We start from the raw sequence: 18,963 nt of genomic DNA on the forward strand, positions 1-18,963 counted from the left end.
CCCCGGGCGCGGCGTCGCCTTCATGCCTCCATGCCTTCCTGCCGCCTTCCCGCCCGTTCCGCCGAAGGCCCTACGCCGGGCCGGCCAGAGCCCGGGCGATGTGGAACTGCCGCTCCGCCTCGGCCGGGTGGCCCGCTGCCTCGTAGGTGCGGCCGAGGCGGCGGCGGACCTCCATCTCCAGGGGCCTGCTGGTGTGCTCGGTGAGCGTGGCCAGGGCCTCCCGCTGGAGAGTGATGGCCAACGGCAGGTCCCCGCGGCCGTGTTCCGCGGCTCCGAGCAGGGACAGGCTCGTCGCACGCAGTTGCAGGTCACCGACCTCCTGGGCCAGTTCCGCCGCGCGCCGCGCCAGATCCTTGACCTCGGAGTGCCGGCCGAGTGCCAGGTGGGCCTCGGCGGTGAAGCACAGGGTCTTGCTGATCATTCGGGGGCGGCCGATCTTCTCGGCGAAGGTGAGGGAGGTGGCGTAGTACGTGAGCGCCTTCTCGTGCCGTCCCTGCTGGTCGTGGAGGGCGCCCAGCTGGCAGCTCGACATTCCGGCCAGCCAGTCGTCGTCGAGCCGGGCCGCCATCCCGATGACCTCGCTCAGGTGGGCGGCCGCCTCCGGCAGGCGGCCCAGCGCACGCTCCGCCGCGCCCATCACGGCGATCGCCCGCGCCTGCTCGCGCAGGTCGCCCCGGTGGCGGGCGAGGCGCAGCGCGTCGGTGCACCAGGCGTGAGCCTGCTGGAAGCGTCCCTGGTAGATGTCCGCGACGGCCAGGCAGTTGCGCAGGGACGAGGGCATGCGCCGGTCGTCGGCAAGGTCCGCGCCGGGCAGCGCCAGCTCCAGGGCGGAGCGGCACTCGTGGAAGCGGCCCTGGCGGACCAGCGGGTCGACCAGGGACTCGGCGATCCAGCAGGCGTGGTCGTGCTGACCGGCGGAGGCCGCGAAAGCGACCACGTCGAGCAGCTGGCCGCCCGCGGCCTCCAGCCACGCGTCGGCCTCCCGCCAGTGCGAGAAGGGCGAGTCTGAGACGTCGGGTCCCGTCGGGTAGCCCTCGGGGCCCCAGTCGCTGGCGACGCGCCCGGCGGCGGTGTAGAGGTGCAGGACGGCGGCGCGGTCCGCGGCGGCCTCCTCGGGCACTGCGGCGGCGAGGCGGCGTGTGTGGTCGCGTACGAGATCGTGCAGCCGGTAGCGGCCGGTCCGCGGCTGCTGCAACAGGCTCGCGTCGACCAGCCGTTCCAGGAGGTCCTCGGTGTCCTGGAGCGGGCGGCCCAGCATGACGGCGGGGGTGAGTCCGTCGAACTCGGCGGTCGGTGCCTGGCCCAACGCCCGGAAGCCACGTTGCAGTTCGGGTGCCAGCAGGTCGTAGGACATCCGGAAGGCGGCCTCCACGCTGCGGTCCTCCGCCCGGAGTTCGACGAGTCGGCGTTCGTCGCCCGACATCCGGCCGACCAGGTGGGCGACCGTCCAGGACGGGCGGTTCTGCAGCCGGGCCCCGGCGATCCGCAGCGCCAGCGGGAGGCCTCCGCAGCGGTGCGCGAGCTCCTGTGCGGCCTCCGGCTCCTGTCCCGCGCGCGTCTCGCCGAGGAGGCGCGTGAGCAGGGTGACCGCCTCGCCCGTGTCCAGCGGCTCCACGGTGAGCCGCCGGTCGGCGTCGAGCCCCGTCAGGCGCTGGCGTCCTGCCACGAGGACCCGGCTGCCCGGACCCGCGGGCAGCAGGGGACGTACCTGTTCCGCGCTGCGGGCGTCGTCCACGACGAGGAGCAGCCGCAAGGAGCTGGTGGCGGCCCGCCAGGCGGCGACCAGCTCCCGCAACTCGTCGGGCAGTTCGTCGCCCGCGCCGTTGACGGAACGGAGCAGCTGGTGCAGGGCGCGCTGCGGGCGCAGGCCCTCGTGGGGCGCGCCGTGCGTGTGCAGGTCCACGAACAGGCAGCCGTCCGGGTACTGGTCCTGCAGCGTCCAGGCGGCGCGGACCAGCAGCGCGGTCTTGCCGACGCCCGCCGTGCCGTCCACGGCGGCCACGGAGACGGAACCGGCGGGCACCGGCGCGGTGAGCAGGGCGAGTTCCGCCTCCCGGCCGACGAGCCAGGCGGTGTCGCCGGGGAGTTCGTTGCGGCGGGGGCGGGGCGGGGACGGGTGCTGCTCGGGTGCCGGGGGCTGTGCGGGCACGGATACGGAGACGGGGGACCGGGGCGGTGTGCCGGTGGCGGCGGAGCCGGTGGGGGCGGAGCCGGTGGCGGCGGAGCCGGTGGTGGCGGAGCCCGTGGCCCGGGGTGACGGGCCCGCGCCGAGCAGCATCGCGTCGTCCCGGCGCAGCACGCCCTGGTGCACCCGCCGCAGTTCCTCGCCGGGCTCCACGCCCAGTTCGTCGCGGAGCCGGTCCCGGGTCTCCCGGTAGGCGGCGAGCGCTTCGGCCTGCCTGCCGCCGCCGTACAGCGCGCGCATCCGCAGGGCGGCGAGCGGTTCGTCGTACGGCTGTGCCGTCGGCGCGGCATGCAGCTCGTCCAGGGCCTCCGCGTACCGGCCCAGGAGCACCAGGCACTCCACCCGCTCCTGGTGGAGGGTGCGCCGCTGCCGGGCGAGACGCTGCCGCTCGGCTTCGGCGAGCGGTCCCGGCAGACCGGCCAACGGCTCCCCGCGGAACAGGTCAAGCGCGCGCGTGCAGCCGTGGAGGGCGGCGGCGAGGTCACCGGCCGCCTTCGCGGCGCGTATCGCGGTTCCCTGTCCGGTCAACTCGCCGATGTCCGTGCGGGCTTCGCCGGGTACGAAGCGGTAGCCGCCGCGCTCGCCGCGGATCACGGAGGTGGCGGGGCCGGTGCCGGGCACGTCGAGGGCCTTGCGCAGGGGGTAGACGTAGCTGGGCAGGACCCGGCGACCCGTGCCCGGCGGCTCAAGTCCCCATACGTCGTCCAGGAGTTGCTGATGGGTGACGAGCGCCTCCGCGCGCAGGACGAGGGCGGCGAGGACCGCCTGGCGCCGCACGGGCCCGAGATCGAGCGGTACGTCGCCCCGGTGGGCGGTGACCGGCCCGAGCAGGGCGAGGCGCAGCCTCCTCGCCGGGCCCTCCGCGCCACCGGAACGGGTGGCCACCGCACCGGCCGTGCCTGCCACACCCGTCGCTCCGGCCCCGCCCACTCCGGCCCTGCCCCCTCCGGCCCGACCCACTGCGAACTCGCCCATCGAACTCCCCCGTGTTCCAAGCGCTTTCCCGCGGTTCCCCGTTGTCCCCGCGGCAACCGAATCCACTGCTTCAGCGGAATTTCATCGGCATTGCAGTGTCTCGCGGGAGGGTGCGGCGGGTCATGTCCGGCCCCGGTCGAGGAAGCGAGCTGTTCCGTGAGTGAGAACCCGCAGGTTGATCCCCGGCAGGGCTTCGGCCAGGCGCCGCCCCCGATGCCCGGCCAGGCGCCGCCGCCTCTCCCGCCGCAGGCGCCGGGCGCGCCCTCCGCCTGGTCGCAGCCGGTGCCGCCCGGAGGTCCCGGCGGCCCCGGCGGTTCCGGCCCTCGAGGCGGACGCTCCCGCGGCTGGCTCATCGGTGGCGCCGTGGCGCTTGTCGCGGCTGTCGTCGTCGGCGTGGTCGTCGTCACGTCGGGGGACGACGACGGCAAGAGCGCCGCGTCGGGCAAGCATCCCGGCGGCGTGCCGGGAGGCGCCGCCAAGCCGGAGGCACCGTCGCAGGACAAGGCGTTCAGCAAGGTGCCCAAGGGGTGCGAGCTGATCAAGGCGGCCACCATCGAGAAGATCGCGCCGGGCGGCAAGTGCACGCCCGGCCTGATGGACGACAAGGACCTGGCCACGATGATCACCAGGATGCCGACGTGGGAACCGGCCGACTACGGGCGATACCAGAGTCTGAGTGTGCACCTCACGGTCGGCGCGAGCGTCAAGGGCCAGTACGACCTCAAGAAGAGGGGCGTCCTCAGGGCGGTCGCGGGGAAGGTGGAGGACCCCCACTCCGTCGACGGGCTCGGCCAGGAGGCCTTCGCCGCTCACCACGTCGACGACCGGGGTGGGACGCTGACCTACGCCAAGGTGGTCGTCCGCGAGGGCAACGCCTCGCTCAGGGTGGACCTCGCCTACAGCTCGGACACCTCGGACCTCACCCGCAAGCAGGCCGAGGACACCGTCGTCACCGCCGCCCGTGACGTGCTCTCCTCGTTGAGCTGACCGCCGCGACGACGTGCACACACATCCCTACGGAAGCGGCGACCCCACAGCCGTACAGCCCGCGCACCCCACGGTGCCGCAGCCGTCACAGCTGTCACAGTCGTCACAGCCGCCCGCCCAGGCCGGCCCCCGGCAGCAGAGCCCCACCCGCATCGGCCCCTACGAGGTCTTCCAACTCCTCGGCGAGGGGGGCATGGGCCGGGTGTTCCTCGCCAGGTCGCCGGGGTCGAGGCTGGTCGCCCTGAAGGTCATCCGGCCCGAGTACGCCGAGACGCCGAACTTCCGCGGACGGTTCCGGCGCGAGGCCGAAGCCGCCCGCCGCGTGAGCGGCTTCTTCACCCCGCCGGTCCTCGACGCGGACGCGGACGCCCCGCAGCCCTGGCTGGCCACGGCCTACGTCCCCGCGCCGTCGCTGCACGACGTCGTACGCGGCTTCGGCGTGCTGCCCGAGGCGGGCCTGCGGGCCCTGGGCGCCGGTCTCGCGGAGGCCCTGCCCGCCATCCACGACGCGGGCATCGTCCACCGCGACCTCAAGCCAGGCAACGTACTCATCACCGAGGACGGGCCCCGCGTCATCGACTTCGGCATCAGCAGCGCGGTGGACGCCACTCAGGTGACGCGGACCGGCGCCGTGATGGGGACGCCCGGGTTCATGGCGCCCGAGCAGATCATGTCGAGCCGCGAGGCCGGTCCTGCCGCCGACGTGTTCTCCCTGGGCTGCGTCCTGGCCTACGCGGCCACCGGGCAGGGACCCTTCGGTTCGGGAGGGACGGCCGAGATCCTCTACCGTGCCGTCCACGAGCCGCCCCGACTGAGCGGCGTACCAACGGCGTTGAGGCCGTTGATCAGCGCCTGCCTGGACAAGGAGCCCGCGCGCAGGCCGTCCGCCGCCTCGGTACTGGCCGCGCTGGGCGCCACCGATCCCGCCGCGCTGCTCACGGAGGGCCTGCGGGAGGACCTGGCGCGACGACAGGCGCACGCCGCCGTTCTGGTGTCCGCGCCGCCCGTGCCCGTGGCGTCCCTCGCACCGCCCGTCGAGCCCAGCGCGGGCCCGAGCCGCCGCAGGTTCCTGTGGATCGCCGCGGCAGGCACCACCGTCGCGGCGGGCGGCGGGGCCGCGGCGCTGGCCGGGCTGCGGTCGAAGAGCGGCGCGGCCCCGGACGACAGCGACGGCGGCAGTGGCGGCAGTGGCGGCAGCAAGGGCACCACCGGCCGGACCGCCGCCAAGCTCCCGGCAGGACCGAAGCCGCTGTGGTCGGTCCCGCTGAAGAAGCTGGCGACGCCGCAACTCCGACTCCTGGGAGGCGTGTTGGTGCACTGGGAGCAGAGACGCGCGATCGCCTACGACAGCACCACCGGGAAGGAACGCTGGACGGGATCGCTGCGCCTGCCCTCCGGTGTCGCGGGGGGCCCGAAGTGGCTGGGCGTGCGCGGGTCGACGCTGTTCGCCTCGGCCTGGAGCGGCGAGCGCGGCCATCTGTTCGGTGTGGATGCCGCGGGCAGGCAGAAGTTCGCCCATGTGGTCACCGAGCAGGGCGCCGGCGCCCAGTCCGCCGACTTCGTCGAGAGCGTCCTGTCCGTCGCAGGTCCGGTCGCGGTCGTCGGCACCAGTGGTCACGAGGGGTACGGGGTGCTCGCGGCCGATCTCGGCTCGGGCGAGGTGCTGTGGTCGCGCAAGGTCAAGGGCAGCGACTTCCAGGCGTACGCCGACGGGGGCCGCTGCTTCCTCCAGGACAACGGCACACTGCGCTGCCTCGGCCTGCGCTCGGGCGCCGAACGGTGGAAGGCGGGGGACGTCGTCAGACCCGGCGCCTACCCCCACCTGTCCACCGACGGCGAGACCCTGCTCGTCACCAGCACCAAGGTGCAGGCCTTCGGTGCGGCCGACGGCGAGAAGCGGTGGACCGCCGTCAACGAGACGACCACTCTCAGCCCGGCCGGGGTCCGCGGCGGGCGGGCCTATCTCCACGACGGTCCCGGCACCGTGTTCGCCCTGGACATGCGCAGCGGTGAGCAGGTGTGGCACAGGGCGAGCCCGGTGCACCTGTCGACCACCGGCGGCGCGCTGGACCAGGGGCCCGCCGTCTCCTCTTCCGTCCTCGCCATCCCCACCTATGCCGCGGGGGACGTGCCGGGGTTCGTCGTGCTGCGCGCGTCCGACGGCAAGCCGCTCTGGGCTCACCAGCCGTCCGGCGGCAAAGCCGGGAGCAGCGCCGAGGGCAAGAACGCCGGGGGCACGAGCACATGGCTGCTGCAGATCTCCGGCGACACCCTCTTCGCCGCGTCCGAGACGACCCTCCACGCCTTCCGGAGCGACACGCCGTGACCCTGCCGACCACGCCACCCACCCCGCCCCTGCCACCGTCCGGGCCGCCCCCGCAAACCGCCTCCCCGGCCCCCGCCGCGTACATCGGCCCCTACCGGGTGATCCGGGAGCTGGGCGCGGGCGGCATGGGCCGCGTCCACCTCGCCGCGTCGCGCAGCGGCCGTGCGGTGGCCGTCAAGGTCGTACGTCCCGAGCTGGCCGCCGACCCCGATTTCCGCCGCCGTTTCAGGGCCGAGGTCGACGCCGCACGCGCGGTGTCCGGGGCCTTCACCGCGCCGGTCGTCGACGCCGACCCCGAGGGGCCGCAGCCGTGGCTGGCCACCGCGTACATCCCCGGCCCCTCCCTCACCGACGCCCTGGGCTCCCACGGGCCCATGCCCGAGCCGACCGTGCGCGTGCTCGGCGGCGGCCTGGCGGAGGCGCTGGCCGCGATCCACCGTGCCGGGCTCATCCACCGCGACCTCAAGCCGTCCAACATCCTGCTCACCTCCGACGGGCCCCGGGTCATCGACTTCGGCATCAGCCGTGCCGTCGACGCGACCGTGCTCACCGCCGAGGGCCAGGTCGCGGGGTCGCCCGGTTTCATGTCGCCCGAGCAGTCGAGAGGCCACGAACTCACCCCCGCGAGCGACGTGTTCGCCTTCGGCGCCGTGCTCGCCTTCGCCGCCACCGGCGTCCCGCCCTTCGGCACCGGCGCGGTCCACGCCCTGCTCTACCGGGCCGCCTACGAGGAGCCGCGGCTGGACGGCGTCCCCCACGGCCTGCTCGGCATCATCGCCGCGTGCCTCGACAAGGACCCCGCCCGCCGCCCCACCGTCGAACAGCTCCAGGCCTGGCTGCGCCCGGAGACCACCGCGGGCTGGCTCGGCGCGGTCGAGCTGCGGGTGACCGAGGACCGGCGGACGCTCCAGGACGCGCTGCGCGCCCCGCTGTTCGGCCGGCGCCGGCTGCTGACCGGTGGCGCCGTACTCGCCGTGACCGCGGCGGCGGGCGGCGCCACCTGGTTCCTGCGCTCGCGCGACGAGGACGGCGCAGCCACGGCCGCCCCCGAGCTCGCCTGGACCAAGGAGCTCCCGCAGCCCGGCATGTTCCTGCGCGCGGTGACCCGGTCCACGCTGCTGTGCACCGAGAAGGCCTCCGGCGCCTGCTTCGACCGGGGCACCGGCAAGCTCCTGTGGAAGGACCTCGGCGGCCAGAACACCGACGCCCTGCCCGACGACAAGCGCGTCTACACAGTGCGTACCGACGGCAAGGTGCACGCGTTCGACGGCCGGTCGGGCAAGAAGCTGTGGGAGTCGCCCCCGGCCGCGGACGGCGCGCCCAAGCTGGACTTCTCGGACGGCGAGCTGGTCATGACCACGAGCGGCAGCCGCTTCCGGGCACTTGAGGCGTCGAGCGGCGAGGTGCGGTGGAGCTCACGTGACAAGCAGGACATCGGCATGACCATCGGCGCCACTCCGGCGGGCGCGCCGCTCACCTCGGGCAGCCCGTCGAAAGTCAATCCGGGCGCGATGCTCAGCGGCTACTCCGCGCTCGACCGGCGGACGGGCGACCGCGTCTGGACGAAGGACCTCGTCGCCCTCTACCCGCCGGAGAAGAGCAAGCTGCTCTACGGCATCGACGCCGACATGAAGCTGCTCGCCCTCGACCCCGAGGACGGCAGGACACGCTGGAGCAGACCCACCGGACTCCCGCGCACGAACAGCGAGATCCTCGGCTACACGAGGTCCCTGAGCCTGCTCGAAGGCACCCTGTTCTGCTATCCGAGCACCGGCTTCAACGGCTCGACCCGCGGCCTGCTCACCGCCTTCGACCCGGCGTCGGGCAGGACTCTGTGGACGGTGCGGACCACCGCCCGCGGCAACCGCGGCTACGCACGCGCCGGTGCGACCGTCTGCTACCTGGACAAGCGGGTCCTGCACGGGATCGACGCCGCGACCGGCGCCGAGCGCTGGACGGCTGGGGCGGGCCTGGGCGACCTCGAACTCCTGGACGCCCTGCGCGGGCTCTTCGTCGCCGCCGGTACGAAGGGCCTGTACGCCTTCCGCGCCGACACCGGCGAGCGGATCTGGCACCACCGGGCCACCGGCGGCTCCGGCTCCTGGTCGGCCGAGACCGTCGGCGACGACCTGTACGCCGCCTGGTCCGGCAAGCTCTTCCGCTTCTCGGTGCCCCACACGTAACGCGCCCGTTCCCCCATTCCTACGACTCCTACGGCTCACTCCACGAACAGCCCCCGCGCGGCGGCCCGTACGTCGAACTCCTCCAGGCGGGCCTGCGCGTCGGGCAGGTCGTCGCACATGGCCTCAAGGAGGACCCGGCCGAGCAGCATCGGCGCGCACGCCGTGTCGAAGGCGAGGCCCGTGCCGACCGCGGCAGGCAGGAGGAGGTCGGAGTGGGCGGCGACCGGGGCGAAGGCGGAGTCGGCGACGGTGACCACGGTCAGGCCCGCGGACCGCGCGTGGGCGAGCGCGTCGACGACCTCGCGGGGGTGGCGGGGCAGCGCGAAGCAGAGCAGCGACGTGGCGCCGGCGCGGACCGCCGCGTCGATCCGGTCGGCGAGCATCGTGCCGCCCTCGTCGAGGAGGCGTACGTCGGGGTGGACCTTGGCGGCGAAGTAGGAGAAGCCGTACGCCTGGGAGGCGGCGGCGCGCAGGCCGAGGACGGGGAGGGGGCGCGAGGCGGCGAGGAGGCGGCCCGCGCGCTCCACCGGGGCCGGGTCGGCGAGGACTTCGGCGAGGTGGCGGAGGTTCTCGATCTCCGCCTCGACGGCCTGCTGGTACTCGTTGACGGCCGTCGCCCCCGAGCTGTCCGCGGGGGCCACGTCCCGCAGGTGCCTGCGCAGCGCCGGGTAGCCGTCGAAGCCGAGGGCGACCGCGAAGCGGGTGACCGAGGGCTGGCTCACCCCGGCGAGGTCGGCCAGCTCCACGCTGGAGAGGAAGGGCGCGTCGGCGGCCCTGCGCACCATGCAGTGCGCGATGCGCCGCTGCGTGGGCGTGAGCCGGTGGCCCTCGAAGAGCACTTGCAGTCGCGCGGCAGGGCTGTCGCTCATGCCGTCCCCCTCACCATGTCCGTACCCGCGGTCGTCGCCGCGCCGAGTTCCGACCAGATCCCGGTCCTGTCTTGCCCATCGGCCACTCGTTACCCGGATATTCGCGCCGAGGCGCCACTGACTATTGACAACCTATTCAAACAGCAAGAACTCTGCATGACGATATACAGCCGGGCAAGGGATTCCCACACGATCCAGTTCGACACGGTCCACGAACGCTTCCCGAACGGCACCAGGACAAGAAGGACCAATAGCCCGCACGACAGCACGCGCACAGGAACACCCGTACAGGCACAGGGGAGTTGACCGGTATGGCAGCTGAGGACCTGGTGGAGCGGCGCTCCATCGACGTCGTCCCCGACGACGAACGGCACGGCACGGCGTTCAGCCAGTTCACGCTCTGGCTCGGCGCCAATCTGCAGATCACCGCGGTCGTCACCGGCGCGCTCGCCGTCGTCTTCGGCGGCGACGTGGTGTGGTCCCTCGCCGGTCTCGTCCTCGGCAACCTCCTCGGCGGCGCGGTGATGGCCCTGCACTCGGCGCAGGGGCCGAAGCTCGGCCTGCCGCAGATGATCCAGTCGCGGGCCCAGTTCGGCGTGAAGGGCGCGGTCGTCCCCCTGCTCCTCGTCATCCTGATGTACGTCGGGTTCTTCGCGAGCGGCAGCGTCCTCGCCGGACAGGCCACCGCCGAGCTCACGCACACCAACGACACCACCGGCATCGTGATCTTCGCCGTGGTCACCGCGGTCATGGCGGCGGTCGGCTACCGCGTCATCCACGCGCTCGGCCGGGTGGCGAGCGTGATCTGCGCGCTCGCCTTCCTCTACCTCGGCATCCGCCTCCTCGACCGCGTGGACCTGTCCACGCTCCTCTCCGACGCCCACTTCGACCTGCCGATGTTCCTGCTCGCCGTCTCCCTCTCGGCGTCCTGGCAGCTCGCCTTCGGCCCCTACGTCGCGGACTACTCGCGCTACCTGCCGCGTACGACCTCGGCGAAGGCCACCTTCTGGTGGACCCTGTCGGGCTCCGCGCTCGGCTCGCAGTGGTCGATGACGTTCGGGGTGCTCGTCGCGGCGAGCGCGGGGGACGCCTTCCTCGCCGACCAGGTCGGCTACGTCGTCGGCCTCGGCGGCACCGGCCTGATCGCCTCCTTTCTGTACTTCGTGATCGCGCTCGGCAAGCTGACCATCAACGTGCTCAACACCTACGGCGGCTTCATGTCGATGGTGACCAGCATCAGCGGCTTCCGCGGCCGGCGGGTCCTCGGTCCCCGCGGGCGGGCCGCGTACATCGCGGTGATCATGGTGGCGGGCACGGCGGTCGCGCTGCTCGGCAAGGACAGCTTCCTGTCGTCCTTCAAGGACTTCCTGCTGTTCCTGCTGACCTTCTTCACACCGTGGTCGGCGATCAATTTGGTCGACTACTACCTCATCTCCCGCGAGCGGTACGACATCCCCGCCCTCTTCGACCCGCACGGCCGCTACGGCGCCTGGCGCTGGGACGCCCTCCTCGTCTACGGCGTCGGCCTCCTCGCCCAGCTGCCCTTCCTCGTCACGCACTTCTACACGGGCCCGCTGGTCGGTCCGCTGGGCGGCGCCGACATCTCCTGGCTCGTGGGGCTCGTCGTGCCCGCGGCGCTGTACTGGGCGCTGGCCAGGCGGAACGCGTCCGCCCCGGGGGCCTGGCCCCGGACGGAAAGGGGGGTTAGCCCCACCGCGACGGAGGCTCCGGCGCCGTAACGTGAACGGGTATGGAAGCCCGTGACGCCGAACTCAAGAAGGAACTCGACGCCACTCTGCATGCCCGCAGAGAGCTCGGCGAAGAGTACGACTCCGCCTTGGTCGACTCGTTCCTCGGGAAGATCGAGCAGCGCCTGGACGGCACGATCGACCGCCGTATGCGCCGCCATCTGGCCGAGCAGCAGATGGTCGTCGCCCGTGGCGCCCGCTCGCCGGGGAGCCCGGTCGACTCGTGGGGCGAGCGCTTCGGATTCGGCGTGGTCTCGCTGATCCTCGCCATCCCGCTCTCCGCGATCGCCGTGGTCAACGCCGGTCTGACAGGGCTCTTCGTGTCCTGGGCCGGCATCTTCGGCGTGAACGCGGTGCACTCCCTGCGCGGCGTGCGCTTCGGGCGGCGGCGCGAGGAGCGCGAGCGCAGGTCGGACTGGGACGACTGAGGCCGGTCCCGCGGCCGGGGCCGGTCCCGCGGTGGCTCACGCCTGACGCGTGGGCAGCACGATCAGCTGGCGCAGGTTGACGCGGCGCGGCCGGCTCGTCGTGTACGCGATGAGGTCGGCGACGTCGTCCGCGGCCAGCGACCCGACCGCGTCGAACATGCCCTCCAGCTGCTCACTCAGCTCGTCGTTGTCGACGTGCCCGCGCAGCGGGGTGTCCGTGAAGCCCGGCTCGACGTTGGTGACGCGCACGTCGCGCGGGCCGAGCTCGGTGCGCAGCGACTCCGACAGGTAGGTCAGCGCGGCCTTCGTCGCCCCGTACACCGCGTAGTTGGTGAACGGGATGTGCGCGCCGATCGAGGAGATGTTGACCAGATCGGCCGCTCCGCCCGCGGCGGCCGCCGCGATCAGGTCCGGCGTGAAGGCGCCGATGATCCGCAGCGCGCCCGCCACGTTGGTGTCCAGCATCCGCTGCCATTCGTCGGTGCGGGCCTCGGTGACGGGGTTGGGGAACATCACGCCCGCCGAGTTCACCACCAGGTCCACGCGGCCGTACGTCGCGTGGACGCGCTCCGCGGCGGCGTCCACCGACGTCTGGTCGGTGATGTCGGCGGTGACGGCGAGCGCGCGTCCGCCGTCCGCCTCGATCTTCGCGGCCAGCTCGTCGAGCCGTTCCGCGCGCCGGGCGAGGAGGACGACGCGCGCGCCCCGGGCGGCGAGCAGCCGGGCGGTGGCCTCGCCGATGCCGCTGGCGGCGCCGGTGACGAGCGCGGTGCGGTCCTGAAGACTCTCGTACGACATGCCTGAACTCCCTTGAGGTTTCCGCCGCCCGGGTCCTGCCCGGTGGTGTCCGGGGCTCCCCTTGGCGGCGAGAACCACTCTGCGCACCGCGCGCACCGCTACCCAGGGCTGTGCCTTTCCTGGGTCTGCCAGTACCAGGCTCATCTTCCGCCTCAGCCCTAGGATCGAGCGCATGGACGGCGACCTCGGTGACTTCCTGCGCTCACGGCGCGCCCGCATACAGCCTGCGGACGTGGGCCTCACCGCGTACGGGCGCCGGCGCGTGCCCGGGCTGCGCCGCGAGGAGGTCGCCCAGCTCGCGGGCGTCAGCGTGGACTACTACATCCGCCTCGAACAGGGCCGCGGTCCGTCGGTGTCCGACGGTGTGCTCGACGCGATCGCCCGCGTGCTGCGGCTCGACGAGACCGAGCACGCCTATCTGCGGACGGTGGCCCGCCCGGTGCCGCCGCCGCGCCGGGCCAGGGCCGCCGGGCAGCGGGTCCGGCCCGGTCTGCGGCTCCTGCTCGACACGATCGACCGGGCACCGGCGTTCGTCTTCGGCCGCCGCATGGACGTCCTGGCCTGGAACCCCCTCGCCGACGCCCTCAACGGCTTCTCCCGCATGACGCCCGCCGAGCGCAACATCCCCCGTCAGATCTTCCTCGAAGGGCCCGGACGCGACTGCTATCCCGAGTGGGAGGCGGTGGCGGCGGAGACGGTCGCGTATCTCCGCCTGGACGCCGCGCGCTGCCCCTCCGACAGTGCGCTCTGCTCGCTGGTCGGCGAGTTGTCCGTCAAGAGCGAGGACTTCCGCCGGCTGTGGGCGGACCACCAGGTCAAGGAGAAGACCCACGGCGTGAAGCGGATCAGCCACCCCGTCGCGGGCGAGCTGGTCCTCCCCTACGAGACGCTGGCGCTGCCCGGCGATCCCGAGCAGCTCCTCGTCGTCTACACCCCGGAGCCGGGCTCCGAGACCGCGGACCGACTGTCCTTGCTGGCCAGCTGGTCCGCGACCCCGGCCAGATCCGACATCCCCTGACGGGGTGGGGGGCGCCATTTCCCTGCGGGCCGGTGGGGGTTGATCGCGCAGTTCCCCGCGCCCCTGAAGAACGGCACCTACGCCCGAGTAGCACTTGACCTGCGGCCCCGGTGGGGGCTGGTCGCGCAATTCCCCGCGCCCCTTGACCGCACCTCCGGCCAAGCGGCGACGAGGACTACCCAGGGGCGCGGGCAACTGCGCGAACGCCCCCACCGGCCCGCAGAAGGAACACAAGGCCCACCCACCCAAGGGGCGCGGGGAACTGCGCAACAAGCCCCCACCAACCCGCAGAAAAGAACCCAAGGGCCACCCACCCAGGGGCGCGGGGAACGGCGCGACAAGCCCCCACCAACCCGCAGACGAGAACCGCCCAACCCAGCGGAGCGTCACCGCGGGGACCGCCGCACCCCCGACAACCGGGGGGCGGGACGACGACGGTCCCCGCGAAGGGCGCCGCCCGGGTCAGAGCCGGGCCGCGCCCAGGCGTCCGTGGAGGTCCGGGAGCCGCTCCGGATGTCCTGACGCCGACGAACACCACTGTGCCGGAGCCGTGTTAAGCGAGTGCTGCGCGCACGTGACGTGCTCGTACCAACCCAGCGAAGACACGGCCCCGGCCGCCCCTCACTGCCCCTGCTGCTCCGCGAGGAACGCGAGCAGGTCCTGCCGGCTCACCACACCCGTCGGCTTGCCCTCTACCAGGACGATCGCCGCGTCCGCGCCACCGAGCACGGACATCAGATCGGCCACCGGCTCCCCGGAGCCGACCTGCGGCAGCGGGTCCGACATGTGCTTCTCCAGCGGGTCGGAGAGCGAGGCCCGCTGCGTGAACAGCGCGTCGAGCAGCTCGCGTTCGACGACCGAGCCGATGACCTCCGCGGCCATCACGTCCGGGTGCCCCGCGCCCGGCTTCACGATCGGCATCTGCGAGACCCCGTACTCGCGGAGCACGTCGATGGCCTCGCCGACCGTCTCCTCGGGGTGCATGTGCACCAGCGAGGGCAGCTCGCCGCCCTCCTTGCGGCGCAGCACGTCGCCGACGCGCGGCGCGTCCCCGGCCTGCTCAAGGAAGCCGTAGTCGTTCATCCACTCGTCACTGAAGATCTTGCTCATGTAGCCGCGGCCCGAGTCGGGCAGGAGCACGACGACCACGTCGTCGGGACCGAGCCGCTCCGCGACGCGCAGCGCCGCCACGACGGCCATGCCGCAGGACCCGCCGACGAGCAGCCCCTCCTCCTTGGCCAGACGCCGGGTCATCTGGAAGGAGTCCTTGTCGGACACGGCGATGATCTCGTCGGTCACCTTCCGGTCGTACGCGGTCGGCCAGAAGTCCTCACCGACGCCCTCGACGAGGTAGGGCCGCCCGGAGCCGCCCGAGTACACGGACCCCTCGGGGTCGGCGCCGACGACGGTGACCTTGCCGCCGGAGACCTCCTTCAGGTAGTTGCCCGTCCCGGAGATCGTGCCGCCGGTCCCGATGCCCGTCACGAAGTGGGTGATCTTCCCCGCCGTCTGCTCCCAGAGCTCGGGGCCCGTGGAGTGGTAGTGGGAGAGCGGGTTGTTGGGGTTGCTGTACTGGTCGGGCTTCCAGGCGCCGGGCGTCTCGCGGACGAGGCGGTCGGAGACGTTGTAGTACGAATCCGGGTGCTCGGGGTCGACGGCGGTCGGGCAGACCACCACGTCGGCGCCGTACGCGCGCAGCACGTTGATCTTGTCGAGGGACACCTTGTCCGGGCAGACGAAGATGCACTTGTAGCCCTTCTGCTGGGCCACGATGGCGAGGCCGACCCCGGTGTTCCCCGAGGTGGGCTCGACGATCGTGCCGCCGGGCTTCAGCTCCCCGCTCTGCTCCGCCGCCTCGATCATGCGCAGGGCGATGCGGTCCTTCACGGAACCGCCTGGGTTGAAGTACTCGACCTTGGCCAGGACGGTCGCCTGGATGCCCGCAGTGACGTTGTTGAGTCTCACCAGCGGGGTGTTGCCGACGAGGCTGATCATCGAGTCGTGGAATTGCACCGTTGTCTCCGGGCTGCGATGTAGTGCGACGAATTGGTGCGGTCAGCCTAAGGGGCCACCTCATCCGTTCACCTCCGCCCGCGATTGGCCGACCGTGCTTACGGGGCAATGAGTGGATGTACGGCCGTATGGAGCGGTACGGCACGAGGAGGTGGCTGCAGGGCATGTCGAGGGCGAGGGTGGCACGGCGGATCGCCGCGGGCGCGGCGTACGGCGGAGGGGGCATCGGACTGCTCGGGGCCGCCACGGTGGGCGTGGTGCTCGCCGAGGTGCAGCTGGCGAAGCGGAGCGTGGGCAACGGCGGGCGCGCGGATCCGCCGCGCGCGGACGGCCGCTACGGCGGGGCGTTCGCCGAGAACGCCGCGCGGGCCGCCGCGCGCGAACCCCTGCGGTTCGCGATGCTCGGCGACTCCACGGCCGCGGGGCAGGGCGTCCACCGGGCCAGGCAGACCCCGGCCGCGCTGCTCGCCTCCGGGCTCGCCGCGGTGGCCGAGCAGCCCGTCGACCTGCGGAACGTGGCGCTGCCCGGCGCCCAGTCGGACGACCTGGACCGGCAGGTGACGCTGATCCTCTCGGACCCCTCCTGGGTGCCGGACGTCTGCGTCATCATGATCGGCGCGAACGACGTGACACACCGGATGCCGCCGACCCGCTCCGTGCGCCACCTCTCCGCGGCGGTGCGCAGGCTCCGTACGGTCGGGGCGGAGGTGGTGGTCGGCACCTGCCCCGACCTGGGCACGGTCGAGAACGTCTACCAGCCGCTGCGGTGGATGGCCCGGCGTGTCTCGCGGCAGCTGGCCGCGGCGCAGACGATCGGCGTGGTCGAGCAGGGGGGCCGGACCGTGTCCCTCGGCGACCTGCTCGGCCCCGAGTTCTACGCGAATCCGCGGGAGCTGTTCGGTCCCGACAACTACCACCCCTCGGCCGAGGGGTACGCGACGGCGGCGATGGCCGTCCTCCCCACGCTCTGCGCGGCGCTCGGCCTCTGGCCCGAGGAGGAGCGGCCCGATGTCTCGCGGCGGGAGGGGTTCCTGCCGGTGGCCAGGGCAGCGGCTCAGGCGGCTTCAGAGGGCGGCACGGAGGTCACGGCAGCGATGCCGACAGGCCCCCGCGGCCCGTGGGCCCTCCTCAAGCGCCGTCGCCGCCGCCGCATCCACGCCCCGGAGGCGGCGCCGCTCCCCCACTGACCCTGCCGGCTCCTCGCCTACGGGCGGGGAGTACGAAATGGCGCGTCCGGTACGGCGGGCCGCCTTGCCCCCGGTGGAACGAGTTGCGCAGGAAAGCAAAGGAGCGCCCCCGCCGGCCTCCCGCACCTCCTCCCATGCCCGAATTTGCTCTCCGAGACAGCCACCCACTTCTCGGCTCATGGCGGTGAGCGACGCATACGAGCCAAGAGTGATCAAAAGCGGCCCCAACTCTGCCGATATGGGCCTATACATGCCATCGCCCGCCGCCCCCGCCGCTGGCGCCCCCACCCCCTCCTGGATAGCTTGGTTCGCTCCAGAGAACCCTCCCCCCTCAGGAGCTGAACGTGAACCGCCGCCCCACCCTGCTCGCAGCGGCCGCCCTGACTGCTGCCGCGGTCCTCTCGCTCTCGGCGTGCGGAGGGGGTGACGGCGACTCCAACGACAAGATCGCGGGCGCCGACTCGGACTCAGGTGGCAAGAAGAAGGAGTCGCCGACTCCGAAGTCATCTGATGACGGGATCGACCGCCCGGAGATCAAGCTGCCGAAGGACGTGAAGAACGTCTTCGAGGGGGGCAGGACCGGGGATCCGAAGAAGGATGCGGTGCTCGCCGATCACCAGCGGATGCTCGATTCCATCGACGAGGCCATCACCGTCCGTGGCGAGGACCACCCTGCACTGAAGTTCTACTCGAAGGGCGACGCCCTTCTCAGTGCGGGTCGGTACGTCGAGTCGTTCTACAAGGCCAACACGACGTGGGTCGGCGAAACCCGGTACTTCAACCGTGAGGTCACCTTGCTCAAGGGAGATGCCGCCGCGGTGACGTACTGCGGCGACGACACGAAGGCCTACAGCAAGGACCGCAAGACCGGCAAGGTCGACAGATCGGGCGATTCGGGCGACTCGAACGACTTCACCTTCTACAACTCCCGTATGGAGAAGAACTCGCAGGGCGTATGGCAGGCGGCCCGCATCGTCTCGGATGAGAGGTCGGAGAAGTGCCGGCGGTGAAGCGGACCCAGCCCCGCACCCTGATCGTTTCCGGCCTCGTCCTGGCAGTGATGGTGACTGTCGCCCCTGCGCATGCCCGCGGCAAGAATCCCGGCGCCGCCCTAGGCAGTGCGAAAGGTGATCGCCAGGACCAGCACCTCACCGTCGAGACAAAGGTCCGGACGACGGTCGAAGGCGGCAGCCCCCGGTCCGCGAAGACCGGCACGCTCACCCCTGCCAACAGCAACTGGGACCCGCCCGCCTGCTGGTACGAACCGGCGTACTCCCCGAAGGAGATCCAGGCCACGGTCAAGGCGATCCGCCAGATCGGGGTCCTCAACATCGGTGACCTCGTCGGCGGGATCTTCGACTCGTACTTCAAGGAGGGCCACCCCTACAAGAACTACAACCTCGACAAGCAGGGCGAGGGACAGTTCTGGGCGGCGGCGGTCGACGAGAAGCGCAAGGACGAACCAGAGGCCCAGGCCTGCGACAGGATGCCGTTCTGGGTGCCCAAGGGCAAGCCGCCCGAGGAGCCGCTCGCCGTTTCCCCCAAGGTCCTCGCCGAGTACGCCTACGGCCAGATCCCGGTCCCCGACACAGAGATCAAGATGGCACCCGAGGGCGAGACGAAGGTCAATCTGCCGACCTGGGTGTGGCTGGACAAGGCCAAGTTCAAGAAGATCTCGGTGACCGCGAGCCTGCCGGGAACGGGCCTCTCCGCGACGACGACCGCCGAGCCCGTCTCCCTGAAGCTCGACCCGAAAACGTCGGACGCCGAGACGTACCCGTCATCCGGCGAGTGCCCGATCGGGGACGACGGCCGGATCGGCACGCCCCGCGCCAAGGGAACTCCGGGGGACACGGACCCGCCGTGCGGCGTGCGCTACCTGCGCTCCTCCGCAGACACCCCCTACGAACTCGGGGCCACCATCACGTGGCGGGTCACTTGGAAGAGCACCACTGAACCGGGCGGCGACCTGCCCCCCGGTGAGTTCGGCACGACGCAGGACGTAGTCGTACGCGAAATCCAGTCCGTCAACCGCTGACCACATACCGCAGACCGCGACCACGACCACGACCAAACAGGGAACCCGGACACCGACATGAGCGACCCGGACAACATCGTCACGACCACCCGCAAGAAGTGGGACGCCTTCGTACTCGGCGTACAGGCGGGCGAGTTCGACCACTTCGTGGAAGGTGTAGTGGGGGCGTAGCCACGGCTCACCTGCCGCCCGGTGGGGGCTTGTCGCG

The 18,963-nt window shown here is 72.3% G+C and carries 13 protein-coding genes and 1 pseudogene; 10 read left to right on the forward strand and 4 right to left on the reverse strand.

What is annotated here, in order from left to right; all coding sequences use genetic code 11:
* Nucleotides 1-70 precede the first annotated feature (70 nt).
* On the reverse strand, nt 71-3,091 hold the full coding sequence (locus AC07DI_RS05605) for an AfsR/SARP family transcriptional regulator (protein ID WP_478902398.1): 3,021 nt from the start codon (nt 3,089-3,091) through the stop codon (nt 71-73).
* Nucleotides 3,092-3,316: 225 nt separating this feature from the next.
* On the opposite strand from AC07DI_RS05605, the gene AC07DI_RS05610 reads away from it, so the two are divergent.
* Genes AC07DI_RS05610 through AC07DI_RS05620 form a run of 3 tightly spaced genes read left to right on the forward strand, consistent with a single transcriptional unit; the run spans nt 3,317 to nt 8,656 of the window.
* Nucleotides 3,317-4,147, forward strand: a complete 831-nt coding sequence (locus AC07DI_RS05610) for a hypothetical protein (protein ID WP_478902400.1) — start codon at nt 3,317-3,319, stop codon at nt 4,145-4,147.
* A 13-nt stretch (nt 4,148-4,160) separates the two neighbouring features.
* Entirely contained in the window at nt 4,161-6,473 is a 2,313-nt protein-coding gene (locus AC07DI_RS05615) for a protein kinase domain-containing protein (protein ID WP_478902402.1), read from the forward strand.
* Nucleotides 6,470-8,656, forward strand: a complete 2,187-nt coding sequence (locus tag AC07DI_RS05620; protein ID WP_478902403.1) for a protein kinase domain-containing protein — start codon at nt 6,470-6,472, stop codon at nt 8,654-8,656. The genes AC07DI_RS05615 and AC07DI_RS05620 overlap by 4 nt, the downstream gene beginning before the upstream one ends.
* A 35-nt stretch (nt 8,657-8,691) precedes the next feature.
* On the opposite strand, the gene AC07DI_RS05625 is transcribed toward AC07DI_RS05620, so the two are convergent.
* Nucleotides 8,692-9,525, reverse strand: a complete 834-nt coding sequence (locus AC07DI_RS05625) for a MurR/RpiR family transcriptional regulator (protein WP_384255559.1) — start codon at nt 9,523-9,525, stop codon at nt 8,692-8,694.
* A 311-nt stretch (nt 9,526-9,836) separates the two neighbouring features.
* On the opposite strand from AC07DI_RS05625, the gene AC07DI_RS05630 reads away from it, so the two are divergent.
* A complete protein-coding gene (locus AC07DI_RS05630) occupies nt 9,837-11,264 on the forward strand; it encodes a purine-cytosine permease family protein (RefSeq protein ID WP_478902404.1) in 1,428 nt (475 codons plus the stop codon).
* An 11-nt stretch (nt 11,265-11,275) separates the two neighbouring features.
* A complete protein-coding gene (locus AC07DI_RS05635) occupies nt 11,276-11,701 on the forward strand; it encodes a hypothetical protein (protein ID WP_384255555.1) in 426 nt (141 codons plus the stop codon).
* Between the two features lie 36 nt (nt 11,702-11,737).
* Here AC07DI_RS05635 and AC07DI_RS05640 read toward each other — a convergent pair whose 3' ends face one another.
* Nucleotides 11,738-12,499, reverse strand: a complete 762-nt coding sequence (locus AC07DI_RS05640; protein ID WP_478902405.1) for an SDR family oxidoreductase — start codon at nt 12,497-12,499, stop codon at nt 11,738-11,740.
* Nucleotides 12,500-12,671: 172 nt separating this feature from the next.
* Between AC07DI_RS05640 and AC07DI_RS05645 the strand changes: the two genes are divergently transcribed.
* Nucleotides 12,672-13,517, forward strand: coding sequence for a helix-turn-helix transcriptional regulator (locus AC07DI_RS05645; protein ID WP_478902406.1), 846 nt, complete (start codon nt 12,672-12,674; stop codon nt 13,515-13,517).
* Between the two features lie 621 nt (nt 13,518-14,138).
* Here the strand turns inward: AC07DI_RS05645 and AC07DI_RS05650 are convergent.
* The gene (locus AC07DI_RS05650; RefSeq protein WP_384255548.1) at nt 14,139-15,530 is read right to left on the reverse strand and encodes a cystathionine beta-synthase; all 1,392 of its coding nucleotides are present in this window, start codon (nt 15,528-15,530) and stop codon (nt 14,139-14,141) included.
* Between the two features lie 164 nt (nt 15,531-15,694).
* Here AC07DI_RS05650 and AC07DI_RS05655 point away from each other — a divergent pair, with 164 nt between their 5' ends.
* From AC07DI_RS05655 to AC07DI_RS05670, 4 genes and pseudogenes are all read left to right on the forward strand, one after another.
* Nucleotides 15,695-16,717 carry an SGNH/GDSL hydrolase family protein gene (locus tag AC07DI_RS05655; RefSeq protein WP_384255546.1) on the forward strand — a complete coding sequence of 341 codons (1,023 nt, stop codon included), beginning with the start codon at nt 15,695-15,697 and terminating at the stop codon, nt 16,715-16,717.
* Between the two features lie 344 nt (nt 16,718-17,061).
* Nucleotides 17,062-17,727 (forward strand): hypothetical protein, encoded by a 666-nt coding sequence (locus AC07DI_RS05660; protein ID WP_478902408.1) that lies wholly within the window; start codon nt 17,062-17,064, stop codon nt 17,725-17,727.
* Entirely contained in the window at nt 17,724-18,755 is a 1,032-nt protein-coding gene (locus tag AC07DI_RS05665) for a hypothetical protein (RefSeq protein ID WP_478902409.1), read from the forward strand. Before AC07DI_RS05660 ends, AC07DI_RS05665 begins: the two co-directional genes overlap by 4 nt.
* Nucleotides 18,756-18,809: 54 nt before the next feature.
* Nucleotides 18,810-18,926: pseudogene (locus tag AC07DI_RS05670) on the forward strand (DUF397 domain-containing protein); the annotation flags it as partial.
* Between the last annotated feature and the right edge of the window lie 37 nt (nt 18,927-18,963).

This window comes from Streptomyces sp. NPDC044106 (assembly GCF_056433985.1).

Coding starts and splice junctions, on each gene's coding strand:
- AC07DI_RS05655 (WP_384255546.1), top strand. CDS start 15,695: ATGTCGAGGGCGAGGGTGGCACGGCGGATCGCCGCGGGCGCGGCGTAC.
- AC07DI_RS05630 (WP_478902404.1), top strand. CDS start 9,837: ATGGCAGCTGAGGACCTGGTGGAGCGGCGCTCCATCGACGTCGTCCCC.
- AC07DI_RS05645 (WP_478902406.1), top strand. CDS start 12,672: ATGGACGGCGACCTCGGTGACTTCCTGCGCTCACGGCGCGCCCGCATA.
- AC07DI_RS05635 (WP_384255555.1), top strand. CDS start 11,276: ATGGAAGCCCGTGACGCCGAACTCAAGAAGGAACTCGACGCCACTCTG.
- AC07DI_RS05640 (WP_478902405.1), bottom strand. CDS start 12,499: ATGTCGTACGAGAGTCTTCAGGACCGCACCGCGCTCGTCACCGGCGCC.
- AC07DI_RS05625 (WP_384255559.1), bottom strand. CDS start 9,525: ATGAGCGACAGCCCTGCCGCGCGACTGCAAGTGCTCTTCGAGGGCCAC.